At 39.0% G+C, this 18,829-nt stretch carries 22 protein-coding genes and 2 pseudogenes; 20 read left to right on the top strand and 4 right to left on the bottom strand.

Annotation, left to right across the window (positions count from 1 at the left end):
* Positions 1-30 precede the first annotated feature (30 nt).
* From lpdA to V6W81_RS15165, 9 genes are all read left to right on the top strand, one after another.
* Complete coding sequence (gene lpdA / locus V6W81_RS15200) at positions 31-1,713, top strand: dihydrolipoyl dehydrogenase (protein ID WP_237175040.1); 1,683 nt, start codon at positions 31-33, stop codon at positions 1,711-1,713.
* A 110-nt stretch (positions 1,714-1,823) separates the two neighbouring features.
* The gene (locus V6W81_RS15195; protein ID WP_237175039.1) at positions 1,824-2,249 is read left to right on the top strand and encodes a MarR family winged helix-turn-helix transcriptional regulator; all 426 of its coding nucleotides are present in this window, start codon (positions 1,824-1,826) and stop codon (positions 2,247-2,249) included.
* A 308-nt stretch (positions 2,250-2,557) separates the two neighbouring features.
* On the top strand, positions 2,558-2,971 hold the full coding sequence (locus V6W81_RS15190) for a GNAT family N-acetyltransferase (RefSeq protein ID WP_237175038.1): 414 nt from the start codon (positions 2,558-2,560) through the stop codon (positions 2,969-2,971).
* Positions 2,972-3,266: 295 nt separating this feature from the next.
* Positions 3,267-3,590 (top strand): thioredoxin, encoded by a 324-nt coding sequence (gene trxA / locus V6W81_RS15185; RefSeq protein WP_076334302.1) that lies wholly within the window; start codon positions 3,267-3,269, stop codon positions 3,588-3,590.
* Between the two features lie 131 nt (positions 3,591-3,721).
* Entirely contained in the window at positions 3,722-4,405 is a 684-nt protein-coding gene (locus tag V6W81_RS15180; protein ID WP_237175037.1) for an ArsR/SmtB family transcription factor, read from the top strand.
* On the top strand, positions 4,402-4,842 hold the full coding sequence (locus V6W81_RS29210) for a rhodanese-like domain-containing protein (protein ID WP_423804579.1): 441 nt from the start codon (positions 4,402-4,404) through the stop codon (positions 4,840-4,842). Before V6W81_RS15180 ends, V6W81_RS29210 begins: the two co-directional genes overlap by 4 nt.
* Before the next feature lie 21 nt (positions 4,843-4,863).
* Positions 4,864-5,193, top strand: coding sequence for a thioredoxin family protein (locus V6W81_RS15175; protein ID WP_237175036.1), 330 nt, complete (start codon positions 4,864-4,866; stop codon positions 5,191-5,193).
* A 233-nt stretch (positions 5,194-5,426) separates the two neighbouring features.
* Positions 5,427-5,522 (top strand): hypothetical protein, encoded by a 96-nt coding sequence (locus V6W81_RS15170; RefSeq protein ID WP_336886780.1) that lies wholly within the window; start codon positions 5,427-5,429, stop codon positions 5,520-5,522.
* A gap of 26 nt (positions 5,523-5,548) precedes the next feature.
* The gene (locus tag V6W81_RS15165) at positions 5,549-6,241 is read left to right on the top strand and encodes a zinc-binding dehydrogenase (RefSeq protein WP_237175034.1); all 693 of its coding nucleotides are present in this window, start codon (positions 5,549-5,551) and stop codon (positions 6,239-6,241) included.
* Between the two features lie 124 nt (positions 6,242-6,365).
* On the opposite strand, the gene V6W81_RS15160 is transcribed toward V6W81_RS15165, so the two are convergent.
* On the bottom strand, positions 6,366-6,614 hold the full coding sequence (locus tag V6W81_RS15160; protein ID WP_237175033.1) for a hypothetical protein: 249 nt from the start codon (positions 6,612-6,614) through the stop codon (positions 6,366-6,368).
* A gap of 422 nt (positions 6,615-7,036) precedes the next feature.
* Entirely contained in the window at positions 7,037-7,108 is a 72-nt protein-coding gene (locus V6W81_RS15155; RefSeq protein ID WP_076334303.1) for a LacI family DNA-binding transcriptional regulator, read from the bottom strand.
* A gap of 221 nt (positions 7,109-7,329) precedes the next feature.
* Here V6W81_RS15155 and V6W81_RS15150 point away from each other — a divergent pair, with 221 nt between their 5' ends.
* Positions 7,330-8,670, top strand: coding sequence for a 6-phospho-beta-glucosidase (locus V6W81_RS15150; protein ID WP_237175032.1), 1,341 nt, complete (start codon positions 7,330-7,332; stop codon positions 8,668-8,670).
* Between the two features lie 130 nt (positions 8,671-8,800).
* Here the strand turns inward: V6W81_RS15150 and V6W81_RS15145 are convergent, their stop codons facing one another.
* The gene (locus V6W81_RS15145; RefSeq protein ID WP_076334297.1) at positions 8,801-9,469 is read right to left on the bottom strand and encodes an ArsR/SmtB family transcription factor; all 669 of its coding nucleotides are present in this window, start codon (positions 9,467-9,469) and stop codon (positions 8,801-8,803) included.
* 330 nt (positions 9,470-9,799) lie between these two features.
* Between V6W81_RS15145 and trxB the strand changes: the two are divergent.
* The 9 genes and pseudogenes from trxB (at position 9,800) to V6W81_RS15100 (ending at position 16,244) form a co-directional block, all read left to right on the top strand.
* A pseudogene (trxB, locus tag V6W81_RS15140) lies at positions 9,800-10,728 on the top strand (thioredoxin-disulfide reductase).
* 26 nt (positions 10,729-10,754) lie between these two features.
* Positions 10,755-11,243 (top strand): OsmC family protein, encoded by a 489-nt coding sequence (locus V6W81_RS15135; protein WP_237175031.1) that lies wholly within the window; start codon positions 10,755-10,757, stop codon positions 11,241-11,243.
* A gap of 29 nt (positions 11,244-11,272) precedes the next feature.
* On the top strand, positions 11,273-11,605 hold the full coding sequence (locus V6W81_RS15130; protein WP_237175030.1) for a thioredoxin family protein: 333 nt from the start codon (positions 11,273-11,275) through the stop codon (positions 11,603-11,605).
* Positions 11,606-11,687: 82 nt separating this feature from the next.
* Positions 11,688-12,561, top strand: a pseudogene (locus V6W81_RS15125) (12-oxophytodienoate reductase).
* A gap of 105 nt (positions 12,562-12,666) precedes the next feature.
* Positions 12,667-13,323, top strand: coding sequence for a carboxymuconolactone decarboxylase family protein (locus tag V6W81_RS15120; protein WP_076334293.1), 657 nt, complete (start codon positions 12,667-12,669; stop codon positions 13,321-13,323).
* A 25-nt stretch (positions 13,324-13,348) separates the two neighbouring features.
* Positions 13,349-14,077, top strand: a complete 729-nt coding sequence (locus tag V6W81_RS15115; protein ID WP_237175029.1) for a DsbA family oxidoreductase — start codon at positions 13,349-13,351, stop codon at positions 14,075-14,077.
* Between the two features lie 61 nt (positions 14,078-14,138).
* Positions 14,139-14,654 (top strand): OsmC family protein, encoded by a 516-nt coding sequence (locus tag V6W81_RS15110; RefSeq protein WP_237175028.1) that lies wholly within the window; start codon positions 14,139-14,141, stop codon positions 14,652-14,654.
* Between the two features lie 118 nt (positions 14,655-14,772).
* Positions 14,773-15,963: a MalY/PatB family protein gene (locus tag V6W81_RS15105; protein WP_237175027.1), complete on the top strand. Its 1,191-nt coding sequence runs from the start codon at positions 14,773-14,775 to the stop codon at positions 15,961-15,963.
* A 125-nt stretch (positions 15,964-16,088) separates the two neighbouring features.
* Positions 16,089-16,244, top strand: coding sequence for a fibronectin type III-like domain-contianing protein (locus V6W81_RS15100; RefSeq protein WP_105598984.1), 156 nt, complete (start codon positions 16,089-16,091; stop codon positions 16,242-16,244).
* A gap of 474 nt (positions 16,245-16,718) precedes the next feature.
* Here the strand turns inward: V6W81_RS15100 and V6W81_RS15095 are convergent, their stop codons facing one another.
* Positions 16,719-17,906: an ROK family protein gene (locus V6W81_RS15095; RefSeq protein WP_237175026.1), complete on the bottom strand. Its 1,188-nt coding sequence runs from the start codon at positions 17,904-17,906 to the stop codon at positions 16,719-16,721.
* Between the two features lie 277 nt (positions 17,907-18,183).
* Between V6W81_RS15095 and V6W81_RS15090 the strand changes: the two genes are divergently transcribed.
* Positions 18,184-18,819, top strand: a complete 636-nt coding sequence (locus tag V6W81_RS15090) for a chromate transporter (protein ID WP_338539579.1) — start codon at positions 18,184-18,186, stop codon at positions 18,817-18,819.
* The last annotated feature ends 10 nt before the right edge of the window (positions 18,820-18,829 follow it).

Below are 18,829 nucleotides of genomic sequence, written 5' to 3'. Positions count from 1 at the left end.
CCTCTTTGGTAGTGAAGGAGCTTGATTTTCATGGAGATAAAAATGTCAATGATTCCTGGAGGAAAAAAAGGAAAAGCCGGTACCATCAATTTCCAACAAGGGGACAAGGTTTCATTCGGAGACTTACTCGTTGAAATTGAAACAGGCAAAGGCAATCGAGAAGTTACAGCGACTGCGGAGGGTACCATCAGCCATATTTTGTTTGAAGAAGGTGGAGAAATTTCCTCCAATCAAGTGTTGTTCACGTTAGAAACCGCTTTGGAAGACGAGGTATTATCTAAGCCGCAGGATAATGAACTCGAACATCCAGTCATGACTAAGAAAGTGGAGCTATTGATTATTGGTGCAGGACCAGGTGGGTATGTATCCGCAATTTATGCAGCTAAAAAGGGAATACAAGTTACATTAATTGAAAAAGAAGAATTGGGCGGCACTTGTTTAAATGTAGGTTGCATCCCGACGAAATCATTGGTTAAATCTGCTGAAATATGTCATCATGTCAAGCAATCATCTTTATTTGGTATTAACACAGGTACGGAACTTCAAGTTGATATGCATCAGATTATTCGTCGTAAAGATGAGATTAAGGCAAAATTAATATCCGGAATTGATTACTTGATGGAAAAGAATGAAATAGAAATCATCCGAGGGCAAGCTTCATTTTTGACTAAACATGAAGTGAGGATAAACGGGCAGACTAACTACCAAATTTCAGCCAACAATATCATCGTAGCGACAGGCTCCAAAATTTCCAAGGTTAATATCCCTGGCATCGATCTTCCCTTTGTAATGACCAGTACTGATGCGCTTGCATGCACCGAACTACCGAAAAGCATTACGATTATCGGCGGGGGTGTCATCGGCATGGAGTTTGCCTTCATCTATCGTTACTTGGGCGTTGAAGTGCATGTAGTAGAATTTATGGACCGACTATTGACCATGATTGACAGTGATATATCCGAAGAGATCAAGCATTCAGCAGAGCAAGCGGGGATTCATATTCACACGAAATCGAAGGTATCCAAAATCCAGCGTTCTGATGATGGACAAGCGATCGTAAGTTATGAGGATTCCCTAGGGGATCACTTGTTGGTTAGTGAAAAAGTATTGGTAGCTGTTGGAAGAGAACCTAATTTGGATGGTTTGGAGGTTGAACGAGCCGGAATCCAGCTTAACAATAATGGGCGAGGTATTGCCGTGAACGAACATATGTGTACTAACGTTGAGCATATTTATGCGATAGGTGATGTTACGAATATTATGCAACTTGCCCATGTTGCCTCGCATCAAGGTATTACTGCCATCGATTCAATTGTAGGCGAATCGGAAGGAATGCGCTATGGTGCAATCCCGAACGTTATTTTCACATCACCTGAAATAGCCAGTGTAGGATTATTGGAGGATGAATGTAAACAGCAAGGAATGGATTACAGTGTGAGTAAGGTCTCCTTTACCAGCAATGGTAAGGCCTTAACAATGAATGAACCGGAAGGTTTTATTAAATTGATTAAGAATAATCACTCACAAAAAATTGTTGGAGGGGCAATTATTGGTCCCGATGCATCTTCTTTAATCAGTAGCTTAACGCTCGCCATAACAAACGAGCTGACAGAACAACAAATTAAACATACGGTCTTTGCTCACCCAACAACGGGAGAAGTAATTCATGAAGCTGCATTCGGCCTTAGTATCGGTGCGCTCCATCAAGCATGAGGAAACGAATGTAAGTATTCATTTCCTATATGGTGAAATGTTTGCTATCATATAATGAATAGTGGAAAAATACACGGCGATAAAACTGTTGGGATTGGTTGGTGTGTCTATTGTTTAATTTAGAGGATTGCCTTGCATTTGTTACAAACCGTAGTGGGAAATTCTTCGCGGAAGCATTGGAAAAAGAGTATCGAGCCTACCATATCACCAGGAGTCAGTGGATCGCTATGTATTATATCTATATTCATGAGTCCATTACCCAGCGCGAACTAGCGGAAAAAATGTCAATTAAAGAACCGAGCGTAGTTCGTTTGCTCCAAAAACTGGAGTTGGATGGAATGTTATACCGCTCCACTGCAACTGCTGATAAACGTGTAAAGCAGTTGGAACTTTCTGATAAGGGCGTGAAAATCTGCCTTGATTTAATGCCAATTGCCGAAAAGTTTAAAAATGATACAATTGCTGGAATATCCAAGGACGATCTTGAGACATTCAAGCATGTGTTGAATAGTATGGTAGAGAATACTTTGAAATAGCCAAATAAAAATGGACCCTTTTGCTTTTTTTATTGGAAGCGACAGGGTCCATTTTTATTTAAATATTCTTAGATTATTGAAAAATAGAAAAAGTCCACTCCTAAGTCACCAATAATGATAAGTTAATTCTATATATTGTAAATGTAACTTAACTAAATACATATTTATGAATTTTTATACCATTTATTGATAGATAATAATATCATTTGATCAATATATAATTCACATTTAAGCTATAATGATGTATCTCAATCATTGGAAGATGATCGTTTAAAAATTGTAATCTAAAGATATTTACAAATGGAGATATGGCACATTCAATTGTGGGGTCAAGTAATCAAAGCATTACTGATGCGACATTCAGAATGCTATGGAAGTCTAAGAACAATCGATTTAGTCATGAATTTACCTATGAGGCAAAAATCGGTGACAAATCGCTCGGAATGATTACGTGTTTACCATATACCACTCTGGATCAATTGGGCTCATCTACAGCGAAACAACTGTTTTCATACCGAAAACTAGGACTGAAGGAAGGATTCGAAGGAGAGTACCATATTGCAACTCTTGCAGCTATGCCCGAAAGCAGAGGCATGGGTATAGGCTCCCAACTCATTCAACATGCAGAAGAGCAGGCGATTAGACAGGGGTATAACCTAAGTTCCCTTACAGTCAAAAAAGAGAATCATCTCGCTGCCAAACTATACGTCAAACTGGGCTAAGAAATTACATCCGAAGTAGTAAAACCTACTTTATCTTTGTATCGAATGGTCAAAAAACTAAACTGAAAGCCCTAATACGTGTTGGTTCGATCAATGTAACCAATAATTGAAGAAAATTTCTAATCTAAAGTCGCTAATGTAGCGGCTTTTTTTGCATTTAGGTTAACGATTGTCCTTGTCCAGAGTTGAGAGATTCCATTTATACCACTTCGAGAGAGTTGACACAATTCAACTTCAAACGTATAATTCAATTAATCGATTGAATAATTGATAAATTAAGTGAGGGGATTATATTATGGGAGCAGTATCATTAACAAAACAAAATTTTGAATCGAACGTTAACACGGGAGTGACTTTAGTCGATTTCTGGGCACCATGGTGTCCACCTTGTCAAGTGCAACTTCCAATCGTAAATGATCTAGCTGATGATTTGGCTGGGCAAGCAACCATTGCCAAAGTCAATGTAGATGAGGAACTCGAATTGGCACAGCAATTCGGAGTTAGAAGTATTCCAACGCTTCTCTTATTTAAAGATGGCAAATTAGCTGAGACCATGATTGGTGTGAATCAAAAACAAGCTCTTAAAGAAAAAATTCAAGGATTGCTTAATTCAAAATAAGTAAATTGTTAATCTTGTTCTTGAACCTATGTGAAGAGAACGACGGATCAGGATTCATCTGAACCGTCGTTCTTTTCAACATAAGAATTGACAGAATGATAAAGTCAAAACCGTAGAAAGGAGTATATAAAATGGAAGTTACATGTGCTAAATCAGATATTAAAGAACGTTTATATCAACAATTTGCTCGAATTGGGAAATGTTTATCGAGTGACAAAAGACTTGAGATTATGGATATCTTGTCAAACGGACCGAAATCTGTTGATAGTTTAGCTACTCAAACAGGTATGAGCGTATCGAATGTATCCCGTCACTTACAGATTTTGCTGGAAGCTAAGCTCGTTAAATTTCACAAAAAGGGTACGTTTGTTATATATAACATCAGTGACTCATCTGTAACACAATTTTTGTCCTCATTGTGGAATATATGCGAGGACAGACTCGCTGACATCAAGCTGATTAAAGATGAACTGGAAGAGCAATATGAAGGAGTTCGTAATATTAGTAAAAACGACCTAATGCTTCGAATGAAGCAAGATAACCTCGTTCTCATAGATCTTCGTCCCGTTGAGGAGTATGAAACATCTCACATTCCAGGTGCTATTTCTGTACCCTTAGAACAGTTAGAAGTATTTCTACAAACATTAAATAAAGATGTAGAACTTGCTGCCTATTGCCGAGGGCCTTTTTGTTCTATTGCATCTCAAGCTGTGAATTATATCCAAGAACAGGGTTTTAGAGCATACCGAATAGAAGAAGGCGTTCACGAGTGGAATGCTTACGGAAGTCCGGTTTCAGCCAAGGCAACCATATGATATATGTCCTTATAATCGTTCTTATACTGATGTACTGGATATATAAATATATCCGCTTCATACGTAACGTAACGGTTTTATCTTTAAAATCAAACCTAATCTTGGTGCCTGATCATACTAAATGCCTCGACATAAGAGATAGTTCTGATTTTGAAAAAGAGCACATTCCAAATTCCATTAATATCTCTATAGGACGATTGCCTTATGTTTGGAGAAAAGAAAATTTGACCCCCGAAGATAGCGTAATTATTCTGACCAATAACTATTTTAAAGGAATAAAAGCTATACGTATTTTACGAAAACAGGGATTTTATGATTTGTATTTATTGGTAGGCACGATAACTCAATTCATTGAATGGAGTCAAAGTCAGCAGAGAAATTCAGAACAATTTTGTAATGAATATGATTGGAGCAGTACCCATATATGTTCCGAATAACATACAGTAAGGCGTGATTTTATGACACATGTCCAAGAAATAACTTCAGTGAATGAAATAGATACGTTTATTCAGAATAATCGACTAAGTATGCTATATGTGTCTCAAGATAATTGTAGCGTATGTCATGCAATTTATCCCAAACTGAAAGAATTGCTTAACCATTATCCAGAAATAAAGCTTGCTCATATCGATGCTAGTCAAGTAGCAGCAGTGGCTGGCAAATTGTTAACTTTTACTGTCCCCACGATTATCTTGTTCTATGACCAAAGGGAGTATCTTCGTGACGGTCGGTTTGTCCAATTTGAGCAATTAAAAGCAAGATTAGATGAGGTTTATAACGCTATATAAAATAAGAAAAAAAACAAAGGATGTATATTATTCAATTAATTATTCTTTTTGTACTATACTATTAAAAGTCCCATCATTCTAAAACTTTGGGGGTATATTTATGGAGAAGATGAAAGCCATGCATACTCCAGCTGCAGAAGAAAAAAATTAGTTAGTTGAAGTACCAGTTCCGCAACCTGCAGAAGGGCAAGTGTACTCCGATTGATGCTTGCGGCGTATGCAATGGAGACTTGATGACGATGGGTGGTGCGGCGTCAGCCTATCCTCGTATCCTAGGACATGAAGTGATAGGAATTGTTGATAAGCTTGGAGCAAGCGCATCAAAATAGAAAATTGGTGAACATGTTGGCATTGGATGGCACATGCGGGACATAGCCAGTTTACCGGATTAACGATGGACGGTGGATATGCGGAGTACATGGTTGCATATGTAGACAGTTTGTCTAGTATCCCAAATGAAATTTCGGTGATGGAAACTGCTTCACTAATGTGTGCTGGTAAAACAACCTTTAGTGCCATCAAAAATTGTAAAGCTCGTCCTGGTGATCTGGTAGCAATTCAGGGAATTGGTGGGCTAGGACATCTGGCCGTTCAGTTTGAAAGCAAAGCAGGATTCCTCACCTTGGCTATTTCACGAGGAAATAATAAAGAAGCTCTTGCACGGGAACTAGGAGCTCATCACTACATTGATTCGGCCGAAGAAGATCCATCTGAGGCATTGCAAGGATTAGACGGTAACAAAGTTTTCCTAGCAACTGCACCTAACGCAAAGGCTGTTTCCTCTTTGATCAACGGGTTGGGTCAAGACGGCGAGCTTATCATTGTGACAACTTCTTCTTATTCATTAGAATTATCAGCAATGGACTTTATGAAGGGACCTGGCACAGTCAAAGGTACGTTAACAGGGGGAGCGGAAGAAATTCAAGCGACGATTAATTTCAGTGTATTGACGGATACTCGTCCTATGATTGAGTCATATCCATTAGATCGTGCTAGCGAAGCTTATGATAAAATGAAGTCACCATCCCTCATTTCCGTGCTGTACTGAATATTTTTGAATAAACGTGTAATCTCCAGTAGAGATCGCACGATTAGCAGAAAAATCGCAATGTTTGAGTAAATCCACTTGTTCAAGTTGAACAAGTGGTTTTTCTTATAAGTTAAAATAGATCCTAAGCTTTAATACAGATACACGTTATGTCGAGTGACGTTCTCTCCCAAAATGGAAAAACCCAACTGCGCAAAGCTGTCATAAGACCAGCTGCCACTTCATCATTAGCACAAAAAATAGCATCAGGTGTATTTTCCTGTAATACCCACCACTCAGCTATCTCCTCACCATCTCTAACAACAGTTTTATCTTCGAAATGAGAAAGGGATACGTCTTGAGTTTGTGCTTTTTTATAATTTCGAATGGGCACGAATGCGTACCTCTGTATTTAATCCTTTGGACATGGAATATACACTAAGTATTTTTTGATAACCTTTGGAATGAAGATGCTCAAGACCTGTCCAGTAGGCATGGAATTGATCCATAAAGACAGATGGAGATCATTCTGAAGACGCTGCCAAGTCACAATGGGACCATACCTGGTATAGGATTCAATAACATCCCATTCATTGGATCGTATCATACATACAATAGCATCTAATTGCTTCCTTTTTGGCATCTCCATTCGTGATAAATAGAGCGATGTTGAAACCGTTCTTCTCGGCAATTAAAGTGAATGCACGAACAAAATTAATAATAATGGGAGTAAAAGAGGCGGTTATTATTCCAATCTAATGAGTTTCAACTTTTTTTTAGAGAAATAGCATTAACATTGGGGACATAATCAAGCTCCTAAATAATTCCTAAAACTTTTCGTTTATTTAAGTCACTTACATAGCCACGGTTGTTAATTACTCTCGACACAGTTGCTGTAGATACTCCAGCTAAATAGCAACATCTTGAATATTAGGCACCTCTAACCATCTCTTCTGAGAAAGCATATCACGTTTTCTAAGCTACCACAAAGTAGAAAAGGACGACAGTTGAAGCCTATTTTTTATGCTTGACATGTAATGCATTACATAAATTACAGTACAAATACAGTACAAATACAGTAATAATTTAGTCATGAGGAGGAACTCTATATGAAAAAAAGGTTGAAGATTGTAACTATCGGTGGAGGTTCAAGTTATACACCGGAATTGGTGGAAGGATTTATCAAACGATATCATGAACTTCCGATAACTGAGCTATGGTTGGTCGACATTGAAGCAGGCAGAGAAAAACTTGAGATTGTTGGTGCCATGGCTCAACGGATGGTAAAAGCTGCGGGTATTGATTGTGAAGTCCATTTGACACTTGATCGACAGGAAGCTTTGAGAGATGCAGATTTTGTGACCACTCAACTGCGAGTAGGACATATGGATGCACGGATCAAAGATGAGACGATACCCATTAAATACGGACTAATTGGTCAAGAAACGAATGGGGCAGGGGGAATGCTAAAAGCATTTCGAACCATTCCAGTTATTCTAGATATCGTTGAGGATATGAAAGTGCTTTGTCCCAATGCATGGCTGATTAACTTTACGAATCCAGCAGGCATGGTTACTGAAGCAGTTCTTCGTTACGGAATGTGGGAAAAGGTTATTGGATTGTGTAATGTACCCATTGTGGCTGTGAAAAATGAATCCGCAGTACTTGAAAAGAATGAAGAAGAATTATTTTTCAAATTTGCGGGGATTAATCATTTACACTGGCACAAGATTTATGGACACAATGGGCAAGATTTTACCCGTCAAGCGATCGATAAACTGTATGGTCCTGAAGCAAAATCAGAGAAAATCGTTGAAAACATTAAAAACATGAGATTCCTTCATGAACAACTTGTACAATTAGAAATGCTCCCATGTCCTTATCATCGTTACTATTACATGACTGATGCGATGATTCAAGAAGAACTTGAAGAAGCGAAGGGAGAAGGAACTCGCGGACAAGTAGTGAAACGCTTAGAAGAAAGTCTGTTTGAACTTTACAAAGACCCAGGATTGGATCATAAGCCAGAAGAACTTGGAAAACGAGGTGGAGCTTATTATAGTGATGCTGCCTGTGAGATTATTAACTCCATTTATAACAACAAAGGCACCCAGATGGTTGTAAGTACACGCAATAATGGAGCGATTAATGACCTGCCAGTGGAAAGTGCCATTGAAATCACCAGTGTGATTACTTCCCATGGTGCTGAGCCTATTCATTTCGGCTCTTTTCCTCCCGCACAACGAGGATTATTACAGCTAATGAAGTCCATGGAGGAATTAACGATTGAAGCTGCGGTTACAGGAAGCTATGCAACGGCACTCCAAGCATTTACGTCCAATCCACTTGTCCAAAGTGGTGATTCCGCTAAGGCTTTGTTGGATGAATTACTCGAGGCTCATAAAGAATACTTGCCGCAGTTTTACCGGGAAGCGTCCCTTCATGTATAAGCGGTTCAATAGTATATTGAATAATTAGATTTTCTTTTAAATTAAAAAAGACTTCAAAGCCTAGTAAATGGGCCTTGAAGTCTTTTTTAGATTTGAAAAATATTGTACTTCTTGTGCTCCAGAAGTCAGCCTAATGTAAATGAAAATGTTCCTGCCATTCATTCAAGCCCTCTTCCATACGATAAGCTGTAAAGCCTTCAGATTGTAATTTCTGTGCGGCTAATGCAGAGTAGACACACAGTGGGCCTCTACAATATGCAATAATCTCTGTATTTTTTGGAATGTCTCTTATGAATACTTCTAACTCTTCCATCGGCATCGAGATTGCTCCCGCGATATGATCCATTTCATATTCTTCTTTAGGGCGTAAATCCACAAGAATAATTGAATCATTTTTTATTCTCTCCCTAACCTCGTCCATGGTAAGTGTTTGAATGTCATCAAGATTGTTAATAAAGTCATCTTTCATTCTACTGATGTCAGGAATCTGTTTCTCACTAATTCGCCATAAAGAGGACAGAAAATTGATGATCTCCGGGTCAGCTAAAGAATAGATCACAAAAGTTCCTTTTTTCGTGAATTTAACAAGCTTAGCATCGAGTAGAACTTGAAGGTGCCTGGATACATTCGCAACGTTCATATCTGTAGAAGCAGCTATTTTTTCCACTGTTCTTGAGCCATTGGACAACAGGTTTAAAATCTCCAAACGCTTATCACTGGATAGACATTTTCCTATTCTGGCCAATTGTTTATATAGATCTTCTTTAAAAAGCTTCGCTGAATTCAATAATTCTTCCATAATCGTCAACCTCTATTCTTATTTTATGTTCAACGGGACTTCCCCACTTCAATTCGAACGATATTCTCAACCCTTTATAGATTCAATTGAATATTAAAATTTTAACATGAACAACCTGAGTGAAGTCAAGTTATCAGGCTAAAATGTATCTAAGTAAGAACTCAAACTCCAAACATTCATTTCAATCTATGGATATCCCGCCTGCAGTCAATTGATGAGGAACATTTGACGAAGAGATTCTACAATGCTATAATTCAATTAATCAATTGAATATTAAAGGTTATTCGTATATGTAATTGTCATACACACTCAAATTTGGAGGGATAACATATGTACAAATCTGTAATTGTCGGAACAGGGCCAGCGGGTTAACCGCAGCAATTTACTTGGCTCGTGCGAATATGAACCCACTCGTTATTGAAGGGCTTGAACCAGGAGGGCAGCTTACAACCACAACCGAAATTGAGAATTATCCTGGGTTTCCTGAAGGAATCATGGGACCTGAGTTAATGGATAATATGCGTAAACAAGCTGAGCGGTTCGGGGCTACGTTTGTTAACGGTTGGGTAAAAGCAGTAGATTTGAATAACCGACCGTTTAAACTGGACGTGGATGGCAAAGGTGAAATTATTACTGAAACGCTTATCATTTCAACCGGTGCCAGTGCGAAATATTTAGGAATACCAGGTGAAACAGAAAATGTAGGTCGTGGAGTGAGCACTTGTGCCACTTGCGATGGGTTCTTCTTTAGAAATAAGGAACTCATTGTAGTCGGTGGGGGCGATACGGCCTTGGAAGAGGCAAACTTTCTAACACGATTCGCTTCCAAAGTGACTGTGGTGCATCGTCGCGAAGAATTACGAGCCTCCAAAATTATGCAAGATCGCGCTCGTTCAAACCCTAAAATTGCGTGGGCTTTAAGTAAAACCCCACTTGAAGTAGTGGCTGGTGAACGTGGAGTGACCGGATTGAAAGTCCAGAACAATGTCTCAGGCGAAGAAGAAATTCTAGACGCACACGGTGTATTTGTAGCTATTGGTCATCATCCGAATACAGAATTTTTAAATGGTCAAATTGAGACGGTTGAGAATGGCTACATTGTCACAGTTCCCGGTACATCTATGACAAATATTCCAGGTGTGTTTGCTTGTGGAGATGTACAGGATACTCGTTATCGTCAAGCTATTACTGCAGCAGGATCTGGAGCTATGGCAGCCATGGATAGTGAAAAGTTTATCGACTCTTTAGAAAATAATTAAAGACGTGGGGAAAGGAGCATATTAAAATGCCGGATCAAAAAATGGTTATGAATACGGTTTGGTTCAAAGACGCAAAAGGATTTGGTCGCATTAAAAGCGACAATTTGCTAACCCAAGTTGCTATCCCTATTCCTAAAGGAGGAAGCGGTGAAGGTGCTAATCCACAACAACTTCTGATGTCCTCAGCCATTGCTTGTTACGCTCAGACTCTAGCTTATATGTTAGATCGCAAGAAAGTACCCGTTGCTGGATTCTTTATGGATACAGAAGGGAACACAGCACAAGGAAACCAACTGAGCATTACACATCGTCCGCATGTTGTTTTATCCTCAGATGCCTCCAAGGAAGATATTGCTGTAGTCGAATCACTATTCCTACAAGCAGAAGAAAAATGCCACATTGGTCAGCTGCTTGTTAAAGCAGGTGTACCGGTAGGTACCGAGGGTAAAGTATCCATCGATGCTGGAGATGATCTGACAAGTAGCTATATTGAACAACATCAAATGGAATGGTAAACCATTCATTATAAAAGGAGACTATACAAATGAAAAAAATTACCTCTAAGTTAGAATTTGATACAGCTATCCGTTCCCCAAAAATCACTGTTGCTGTCTTTAAAGCAGATTGGTGCCCGGACTGCAAATTTATTGATCCATTTATGCCTGATGTTGAAGAAAAATTTGCGAATGATCTGGATCTTATCGAAGTTGATGTAGATCAAGTAGGTACTGTAAGTGAAGAACAAAATATTATGGGTATTCCAAGTTTTGTAGCCTACGCCGACGGTAAAGAGCTTACTCGATATGTCAATAAGCTTCGTAAGTCACGCGAAGAGATAGAACATTTTTTGCAAAGTGCTGTTGAAGGTACGAGATAATGAAAAAGAACGACCTATCAGGGATTCGATTTCAAATAAACATTTATTAATAAATATATTAAGTAAGTAAACCTGGAGGTTTATGAACAATTCACAATCTGTTGAAGCTCTTTTTTAAACCATTCGAAATGGGAAATCTCAAACTATCTAACCGTATTATTATGGCACCAATGACTTGAAAATTTTCTCCGAATGGTGTACCGGGGGAGGATATCGCCGCGTATTATCGTCGTAGAGCTGAAAATGGTGTTGGACTTATAATGATTACACTAAACAAGAGATTTCCGAATTGGTTGAAGCCTTCAAACAGGCGGCAGTCAATGCTAAAAAAAGTTGGTTTTGATGGCATCGAGATTATGGCATCACATGGATTTTTAATCGATCAATTTTTCTGGAAAAAAACCAACTCACGTAGCGATGAATATGGTGGCGATATACTCAATCGTACCCGATTTGCTAGTGAGGTTATCGCAGCTTGTCGAAGGAGTGTTGGGCCAGACTTCCCCATTACGCTACGGATCTCCCAGTGGAAATATGATGACTATACAGCAAAACTAGACGACACTCCAGAAGAATTAGCACAATTCTTAGCACCGCTAGTCGATGCAGGCGTAGACATCTTTCATCCTCTATTCGCCTTCTGGGAACCAGCCTTTAAAGAATCTGACTTGAATCTCTCAGGATGGATCAAAAAATTGACGGGCAAACCAACCATTACAGTTGGATCGGTTGGACTAGACGCTGACTTCTTGGATTTCTTTGATAACGGAGAAAATGCAAATGGTAAAGCAACCCAAATTGGTGCTTTAGTTGAGAGATTAGAGCGCGAAGAATTTGAGTTGATCGCAGTTGGTCGCGCATTGTTAGCCGAGCCTGACTGGGTAAATAAAATCCGCGAAGGAAGAACAGAAGATTTACTTCCGTTTACGCGTGAGGCACTGAGCACTTTATATTAAAAGGGAACTACAGATTACTCAAGCTTGTACTTGACTTACGTATCAACATGTCTTAAAATTCAATTAATCAATTGAATATTTTATTAATGAATAGAGGGATTTTCTATGAGTCATCAAGACAGTTTATTCAAAAAATCAAATTTCAAGCGGATCGGAGAATTCAACTCAGTTTCTCCAGAAATCTTCAAGGCATTTATCTCTTTTGAAAAATTAGCATTAGCTGAAGGAAAGTTAACTGCAAAATTCAAAGAAATCATTGCAATTGCTATAGCTCATACCACAGGATGTCCTTACTGTATTGAAGCTCATGTGAAACAAGCTAAGAAAAATGGTGTTTCAAAAGAGGAAATGGCTGAATCAATCATGGTTGCAACAGCACTTAAAGCCGGTTCGGCTATGGCTCATGGTGTTAATGCTTTGAACGCGTATGATGGAAATGATGACGATGAGTTGTATCGTGCATCATATATTAACCGGCTGAGAGAGTTCACCCAACTAAGTGATTCCTTTAAAGCCTTTGGTTCTTTTGATCAGCAAGCGTTAAAAGCCGGCACACTCAGTACCAAGGAGAAAGAATTGATTGCAGTTGCGGTAGCCCATACGACGGGGTGTCCATATTGCATTGATATTCATACTAAAGCCGCTAAAAAAGCTGGCGCGACTAAAGAAGAGTTGGCCGAATCAATCATGGTAGCTACAGCATTAAAAGCAGGTTCTGCTCTTGCACATGGCGTAAATGCTCTAGTAGCATTTGACGAATAACTTTAACTGAAACGGGAGGATACACATGAATATTGAAATCTGGTCAGACATCGCATGTCCATTTTGCTATATAGGTAAACAAAATCTGGAGAAAGCTCTAGAAGGATTGCCTTATAAAGATAAAATTAATATTGAATACAAGAGCTTTGAACTTGATCCATCCGCTTCCGCGTATGATGGAACAAGTTTTGCAGAAAAATTAGCGCCTAAGTTTGGCGGTAAAGAACAAGCGAAAGAATTCATGAGTCACTTAACTCAACAAGCCAGTAATGTAGGATTATCTTTTCAATTAGATAGTCTTAAACCTACCAATACACTGGATGCCCATCGTTTATTAAAATGGGCAAAAACAAAAGGCAAGGAAACAATGCTAAATGAAAAATTACTTGTCGCACATTTCACTGAATCAAGAGATGTAGGAGATTATAATACCTTGGCCGATATTGCAGAAGCCGTTGGATTAGAGAGAGAAGAAGCCCTTGGAATCTTGAATACGAAGGATCTCTATGCAGATCAAGTACGAAAAGATCAGGATGAGGCTCGTCGAGTTGGGATTACCGGGGTGCCGTTCTTTATATTCAATCAAAAATACGCAGTTTCAGGGGCACAGCCGACAGAATCGTTTTCTCAAGTGTTGGAGAAAGTGTGGGAAGAAGAGCATCCGGCAGCTAAGTTTGAAATGCTTTCTGATGAAACCACTAGTGAAGGATTATGTACGGATGAAGGGTGTGCGATCCCGCCTAAGAAGTCATAAAGAACAAGCAAAAATTTAATTAAATTCGAATAAGTAAAATATATAATAGAGGACCTTAAACATGAGTAAATTAAATGGTGTAAATGTGAGTATGCTTGGAAGCTTGGTGGAAAATTATAAGAAACATCCAGAAGAGGCGATTACAAGTTTTGCTTCTACAGTAAAATGGAAAGATGGCTTTTACTCTGAAGCCGAGGTTGGGGACTATAAGCCGGTACCTATGGATGAACCAGAATGGCTCTCAGGAACGGGAAAAGGGCCAAATCCAGTTGAGCTTCTGTTAAGTGCGCTTGGCGGTTGTGTAGGTGTTGGATTCATTGCAACAGCTAGTGGTGTGGGGATTAAAGTACAATCTCTGGAAGTTGATGTTACGGGAGAAATAGATCCATATGTTTTCTTCAGATTAAAAGAAGGAAATCCTGGCTTTGATGAAATAAATGTTCGTTTCAATGTAGACAGTGACGCAGATGAAGCACAGGTTCAAATGTTGATAGCAAAAGCCATTGAAAGATCACCTGTGAAAAACACCATTGAAAGAAACGTTAAAGTGACTTCGACGTACACACTTAATAGTTAAACCTTGGATACTTGATTTTCTTACAAGAAGCGTGGACATTATGCGAGAAACACATAGCATAATGTCTACTTTTTTAAATGCTAGGATAAAAGTCTTGCAGTAGGAGTGGATAAAACAGATGAAATACGATTTTGATGAAATCATTGATCGAAAAAATACTAATGCGATGAGTACAGACGGTTTTAAAGAATACATTTTTAAGGCCTCTAATGATATGACGTTCCCTTTTAAAGATGATGAATTTATTCGCATGTGGGTTGCTGATATGGAATTTGCGACTCCACCTGAAATCATTCAATCTGTTAAAGATCGTTTAGATAAACGAACTTTGGGCTATACCAAAGTATTTGATCCTGACTACTATCTTTCGGTTGTTCAATGGACACAAGATCACTATGATTGGAGCTTTCAAAAAGAACATTTGGTCACTTCACCTGGTATAATTCCCGCGTTATATGAGTTGGTTGAGTATATTTGTAAACCAGACGAAAAGGTTTTAATTGTTACACCATCATACGCATATTTCAAGCATGCTGTAGACTTCAATCATGTGGAACTGGTAACCTCTGATTTAGTGAATCAACAAGGATACTATACGATGGATTATGCAGACATCGAATTGAAAGTGCGTGATGAGAAGGTAAGTTTATGCATATTTTGCAATCCTCATAATCCCGCAGGACGTGTTTGGACACCAGAAGAACTGAGAAAGTTTGGTGAAATTTGTCTCGAAAATGACGTTATGATTATTTCAGATGAAATTCATTGTGATTTGCTTAGAAATGACATGGTTCATACACCTTTGGCAAAGGTCTTTCCAAATACAGACAAGATCATCTCCTGTATGGCTCCAAGCAAGACTTTTAATATGGCAGGGATGATGCTATCCAATATCATCATTCCCAATGATGAACTCAGAGCGTTGTGGAAGGCACGACACTACAGTATGGAAAATCCACTAAGCATAGCTGCAACACAGGCAGCTTATCAACATGGTGATGAGTGGCTGAGACAATTAAAAACTTACTTAGATGATAATTTTCTTTTTACGCAGCAATATTTAGAAAATCATCTACCTCAGGCTGTATTCCGTGTCCCAGAGGCTACTTATCTTGCATGGGTGGATATCCGTGCATATCTTCCTAATGAAGAAAACATGTCTTTATATTTTGCGAACAATGCAGGAGTGCTACTGGAAGGCGGAAGTATGTTCGTAGCCAATGCTGATGGTTATATTCGGCTTAATCTGGCATGCCCGAGAGCGACTTTAGAGGAAGGGCTAAAGAGAATATGTGAAGTTTTGTATTAGCAGAAAGCCAAAACATACACATGGTAGTAATACTCCTTTTAGTTGGAAAGATTAAGTCCATCTTAAAAGATTTTTATCTTATCTACTATAAGGGGATATTACCATTGAGCTACCCTTTATCATGATTGTCAGACAACCGTCAGCGTTCTGAAAAAGAACTTAAAGGTTTTGCCGAGGTTTCACTTGAGCCAAATGAGGAGAAGACAGATACCTTCACTTTAGATAAACGAAGCTTTGCAGAATGGATTTTTCGCACCCGTCGCTGGAGAGGACGGAATTAGCTGAACCATTATTGATAAAATGGCGATGATGGTTAAAATTGTACGATTTTTTTTAGAGGAATTCTGCCTGTTGAGAATGTAAATACTTCACCAGACATACACAACAATGAGTCCATATGTTCAATATGGCTTCTTTTTAATGTAAGGAGCTGTGAAACAACATCCGATAAGAGGTATTATTGCTCGTTAGAGGTATTGATCACTCAGGGTGCTGTGAGATATTAATGGGGGGGGGATAGCACTATTCTGTTCCGCTCGATAATGCCCCAGCGGGTGACATCTGCAAATTCACATATAGGATTGATTGGCGTTAAGCCACTCGACCTGCGCGGTATACTCATTTCTCAATTAGAAAGTAAATAAAAGCTCATGATTATTAGGAAAGTCGGCTCATTAGCATGTATAAAAATCAAAAAAACTCTGTATTAATCCCTGAGCGGTGGGAACAGAGTTTTGCATTTATTTAACGTTTGTTTACTTCTCCCAACTTTGCATAATCTGGAGTGCGGCTCCAGTCACCACGGCTTCCTCTTTAAGAATACCCGGAGTGAAAATCGGATTGTATTTAGGATAATGGTATATATTTTTTCGGGCAACCTGTATTGCCGTATGATATACTATCGGGTCAGCATTAATAAGTGCTCCACCCATAATGACATATTCGGGATGAACAGTATTGATCAAATTGGCAAGCCCAACTCCCAGATAGGAAGCTGTTTCAATGAACAGCTCTCTTACCAGAGCGTCTTCCTGTTTCAACGCATTAACAAGAGAAGGAAAATTAACACATTCAGGTGGGATGATCGAAAGCGAGCTTTCGCGTCCTATTTTAAGTTGAGACTGTACACGCTCTTCAAGTGAAGGAACAGATACATATGCCTCTAGAGATCCGTAATTCCCCTTGTCACTGAGTCTAGGTCCTCCTGTTTGAATGATCATTTGGCCGATCGCTCCTTCAGTGTCAGCAGCACCACGCAAAATCTGACCTCCAGACATAATCGATGATCGTATGTTCACTCCGGCATGGACATACAGCATATGCTCACAAGCTTCATTTCGGAGCGCCCAATGCTCTGCAAGCAAGGCAGTGTTTGCACCGTTATCGAGTTGTGTAGGGATATTAAGTTCCTTTTCCAGCAACTTGCATATAGGAACATTACTCCAAGAATCGGAAGGGAAATATTCTGGCTCTAATATAATACCCTTTTTAGGATCCAAAGGGCCTACTGCACCGATCCCCATCCCCAGAATTTGTTCATGAGCTATATGGTGATGATGTAGCATTTTATTTGATTCGTTCACCACCAGTTCCACTAAACGCTCTGGCGTGAGGCTATGGTCCATCTCCCAACGAACAGCAGATAATCGGTTGAGATGGAGATCAAATAGGCCCAGTGAGGAACTGATGCGTGAGATTTCCAAACCCATAAGATAGCGATAATGTGGGTTTGTTTGAAAGAGTATGGGTTTACGCCCTCCAGTTGATGTACCAAGTCCGGAGACAAGTATAAGTTTTTGAGCTAGCATGTCTTCGAGCATACGAGTCATGCTACTACTCGTGATTGAGAAATATTCTAGCAAATCTGCTTTGGAGACTGTTTCAAGAAAAGCGATTCGATCATAAATTTGCTTCTTAATTGAAAAATGGGAATGATTCAACATTATATTCTGCTCCATTTCCAAGTGAATGAGTCGGGATATATTTAGTATAGCTGATGGAAGACTGGTTTTCCAGCTAATGTTATAGGAATAATGAAGTTTATCCTATATTGAATTTAACTAAGTTATTTTAATCGGAATTTTTTGAATAATATAATATGAATTGTTGAAAAAATCACAATTTACGCATTCTAAGTATTTACTTTATTCCAAAATGGAATTAACGTGTTATAATATTAGATATCAAATATGTAAGAGTTTTATGAAACGGAGGTACCATATGAGTGTAAAACAAAAGGAATACATTAAAATGCTTACACAACTGTTTGTTGTTTTTTTTAAGTTGGGCCCCTCAACTTTCGGGGGAGGATATGCAATGATTACAGCAATTGAGCGGGAAATTGTGGATAAGAAAGCATGGCTAAAACCTAATGAGGTGGGGGATATGATATCCGTTTCTGCATCCGCACCTGGGGGTGTAGTTGTAAACTCAGCTGCTTTCGTCGGATACAGGCTCGCAGGAATAATGGGTGCGATTATCTCCGTCATTGCTATAACACTACCGACCTTTTTAATTGTGCTAAGTCTCAGTATCTTGGGCATGATGTTTCAAGATGTTTCCAAGGTGAATGCAGATCTAAAAGGAGTTCATGCTGCAATTGTTGCATTAATCATTGTGGCCGCATTCAAAGTGGGTAAGACATCCATAATGGATTCATCCACATTGTTTATTGCAGGTCTAAGCACCCTTCTACTGCTTTTCACATCGCTTCACTCTTTATATCTGATTCTTGGAGGTCCAATTGTGGGCGTGACTATTATTTCAATTAAACGTGCTCTTGGTCTTTCGGCCCCAACAGAGAAGGAAGCAGAAAGTCATCCGTCAGAACTAAATTATCCTGAATATTACATCTGAAGGTGTTGAT

Source organism: Paenibacillus tundrae (genome assembly GCF_036884255.1).
Classification (GTDB): domain Bacteria; phylum Bacillota; class Bacilli; order Paenibacillales; family Paenibacillaceae; genus Paenibacillus.
The sequence above is the reverse complement of the archived record's forward strand: the minus strand, read 5'-3'. Positions and strand labels throughout refer to the sequence as shown.

Excerpts from the sequence above, each read along its gene's own strand:
- lpdA (WP_237175040.1), top strand. The coding sequence starts at position 31 with ATGGAGATAAAAATGTCAATGATTCCTGGAGGAAAAAAAGGAAAAGCC.
- V6W81_RS15190 (WP_237175038.1), top strand. The coding sequence starts at position 2,558 with ATGGCACATTCAATTGTGGGGTCAAGTAATCAAAGCATTACTGATGCG.
- trxA (WP_076334302.1), top strand. The coding sequence starts at position 3,267 with ATGGGAGCAGTATCATTAACAAAACAAAATTTTGAATCGAACGTTAAC.
- V6W81_RS15180 (WP_237175037.1), top strand. The coding sequence starts at position 3,722 with ATGGAAGTTACATGTGCTAAATCAGATATTAAAGAACGTTTATATCAA.
- V6W81_RS29210 (WP_423804579.1), top strand. The coding sequence starts at position 4,402 with ATGATATATGTCCTTATAATCGTTCTTATACTGATGTACTGGATATAT.
- V6W81_RS15175 (WP_237175036.1), top strand. The coding sequence starts at position 4,864 with ATGACACATGTCCAAGAAATAACTTCAGTGAATGAAATAGATACGTTT.
- V6W81_RS15170 (WP_336886780.1), top strand. The coding sequence starts at position 5,427 with ATGACGATGGGTGGTGCGGCGTCAGCCTATCCTCGTATCCTAGGACAT.
- V6W81_RS15165 (WP_237175034.1), top strand. The coding sequence starts at position 5,549 with ATGGCACATGCGGGACATAGCCAGTTTACCGGATTAACGATGGACGGT.
- V6W81_RS15150 (WP_237175032.1), top strand. The coding sequence starts at position 7,330 with ATGAAAAAAAGGTTGAAGATTGTAACTATCGGTGGAGGTTCAAGTTAT.
- V6W81_RS15145 (WP_076334297.1), bottom strand. The coding sequence starts at position 9,469 with ATGGAAGAATTATTGAATTCAGCGAAGCTTTTTAAAGAAGATCTATAT.
- V6W81_RS15135 (WP_237175031.1), top strand. The coding sequence starts at position 10,755 with ATGCCGGATCAAAAAATGGTTATGAATACGGTTTGGTTCAAAGACGCA.
- V6W81_RS15130 (WP_237175030.1), top strand. The coding sequence starts at position 11,273 with ATGAAAAAAATTACCTCTAAGTTAGAATTTGATACAGCTATCCGTTCC.
- V6W81_RS15120 (WP_076334293.1), top strand. The coding sequence starts at position 12,667 with ATGAGTCATCAAGACAGTTTATTCAAAAAATCAAATTTCAAGCGGATC.
- V6W81_RS15115 (WP_237175029.1), top strand. The coding sequence starts at position 13,349 with ATGAATATTGAAATCTGGTCAGACATCGCATGTCCATTTTGCTATATA.
- V6W81_RS15110 (WP_237175028.1), top strand. The coding sequence starts at position 14,139 with ATGAGTAAATTAAATGGTGTAAATGTGAGTATGCTTGGAAGCTTGGTG.
- V6W81_RS15105 (WP_237175027.1), top strand. The coding sequence starts at position 14,773 with ATGAAATACGATTTTGATGAAATCATTGATCGAAAAAATACTAATGCG.
- V6W81_RS15095 (WP_237175026.1), bottom strand. The coding sequence starts at position 17,906 with ATGTTGAATCATTCCCATTTTTCAATTAAGAAGCAAATTTATGATCGA.
- V6W81_RS15090 (WP_338539579.1), top strand. The coding sequence starts at position 18,184 with ATGAGTGTAAAACAAAAGGAATACATTAAAATGCTTACACAACTGTTT.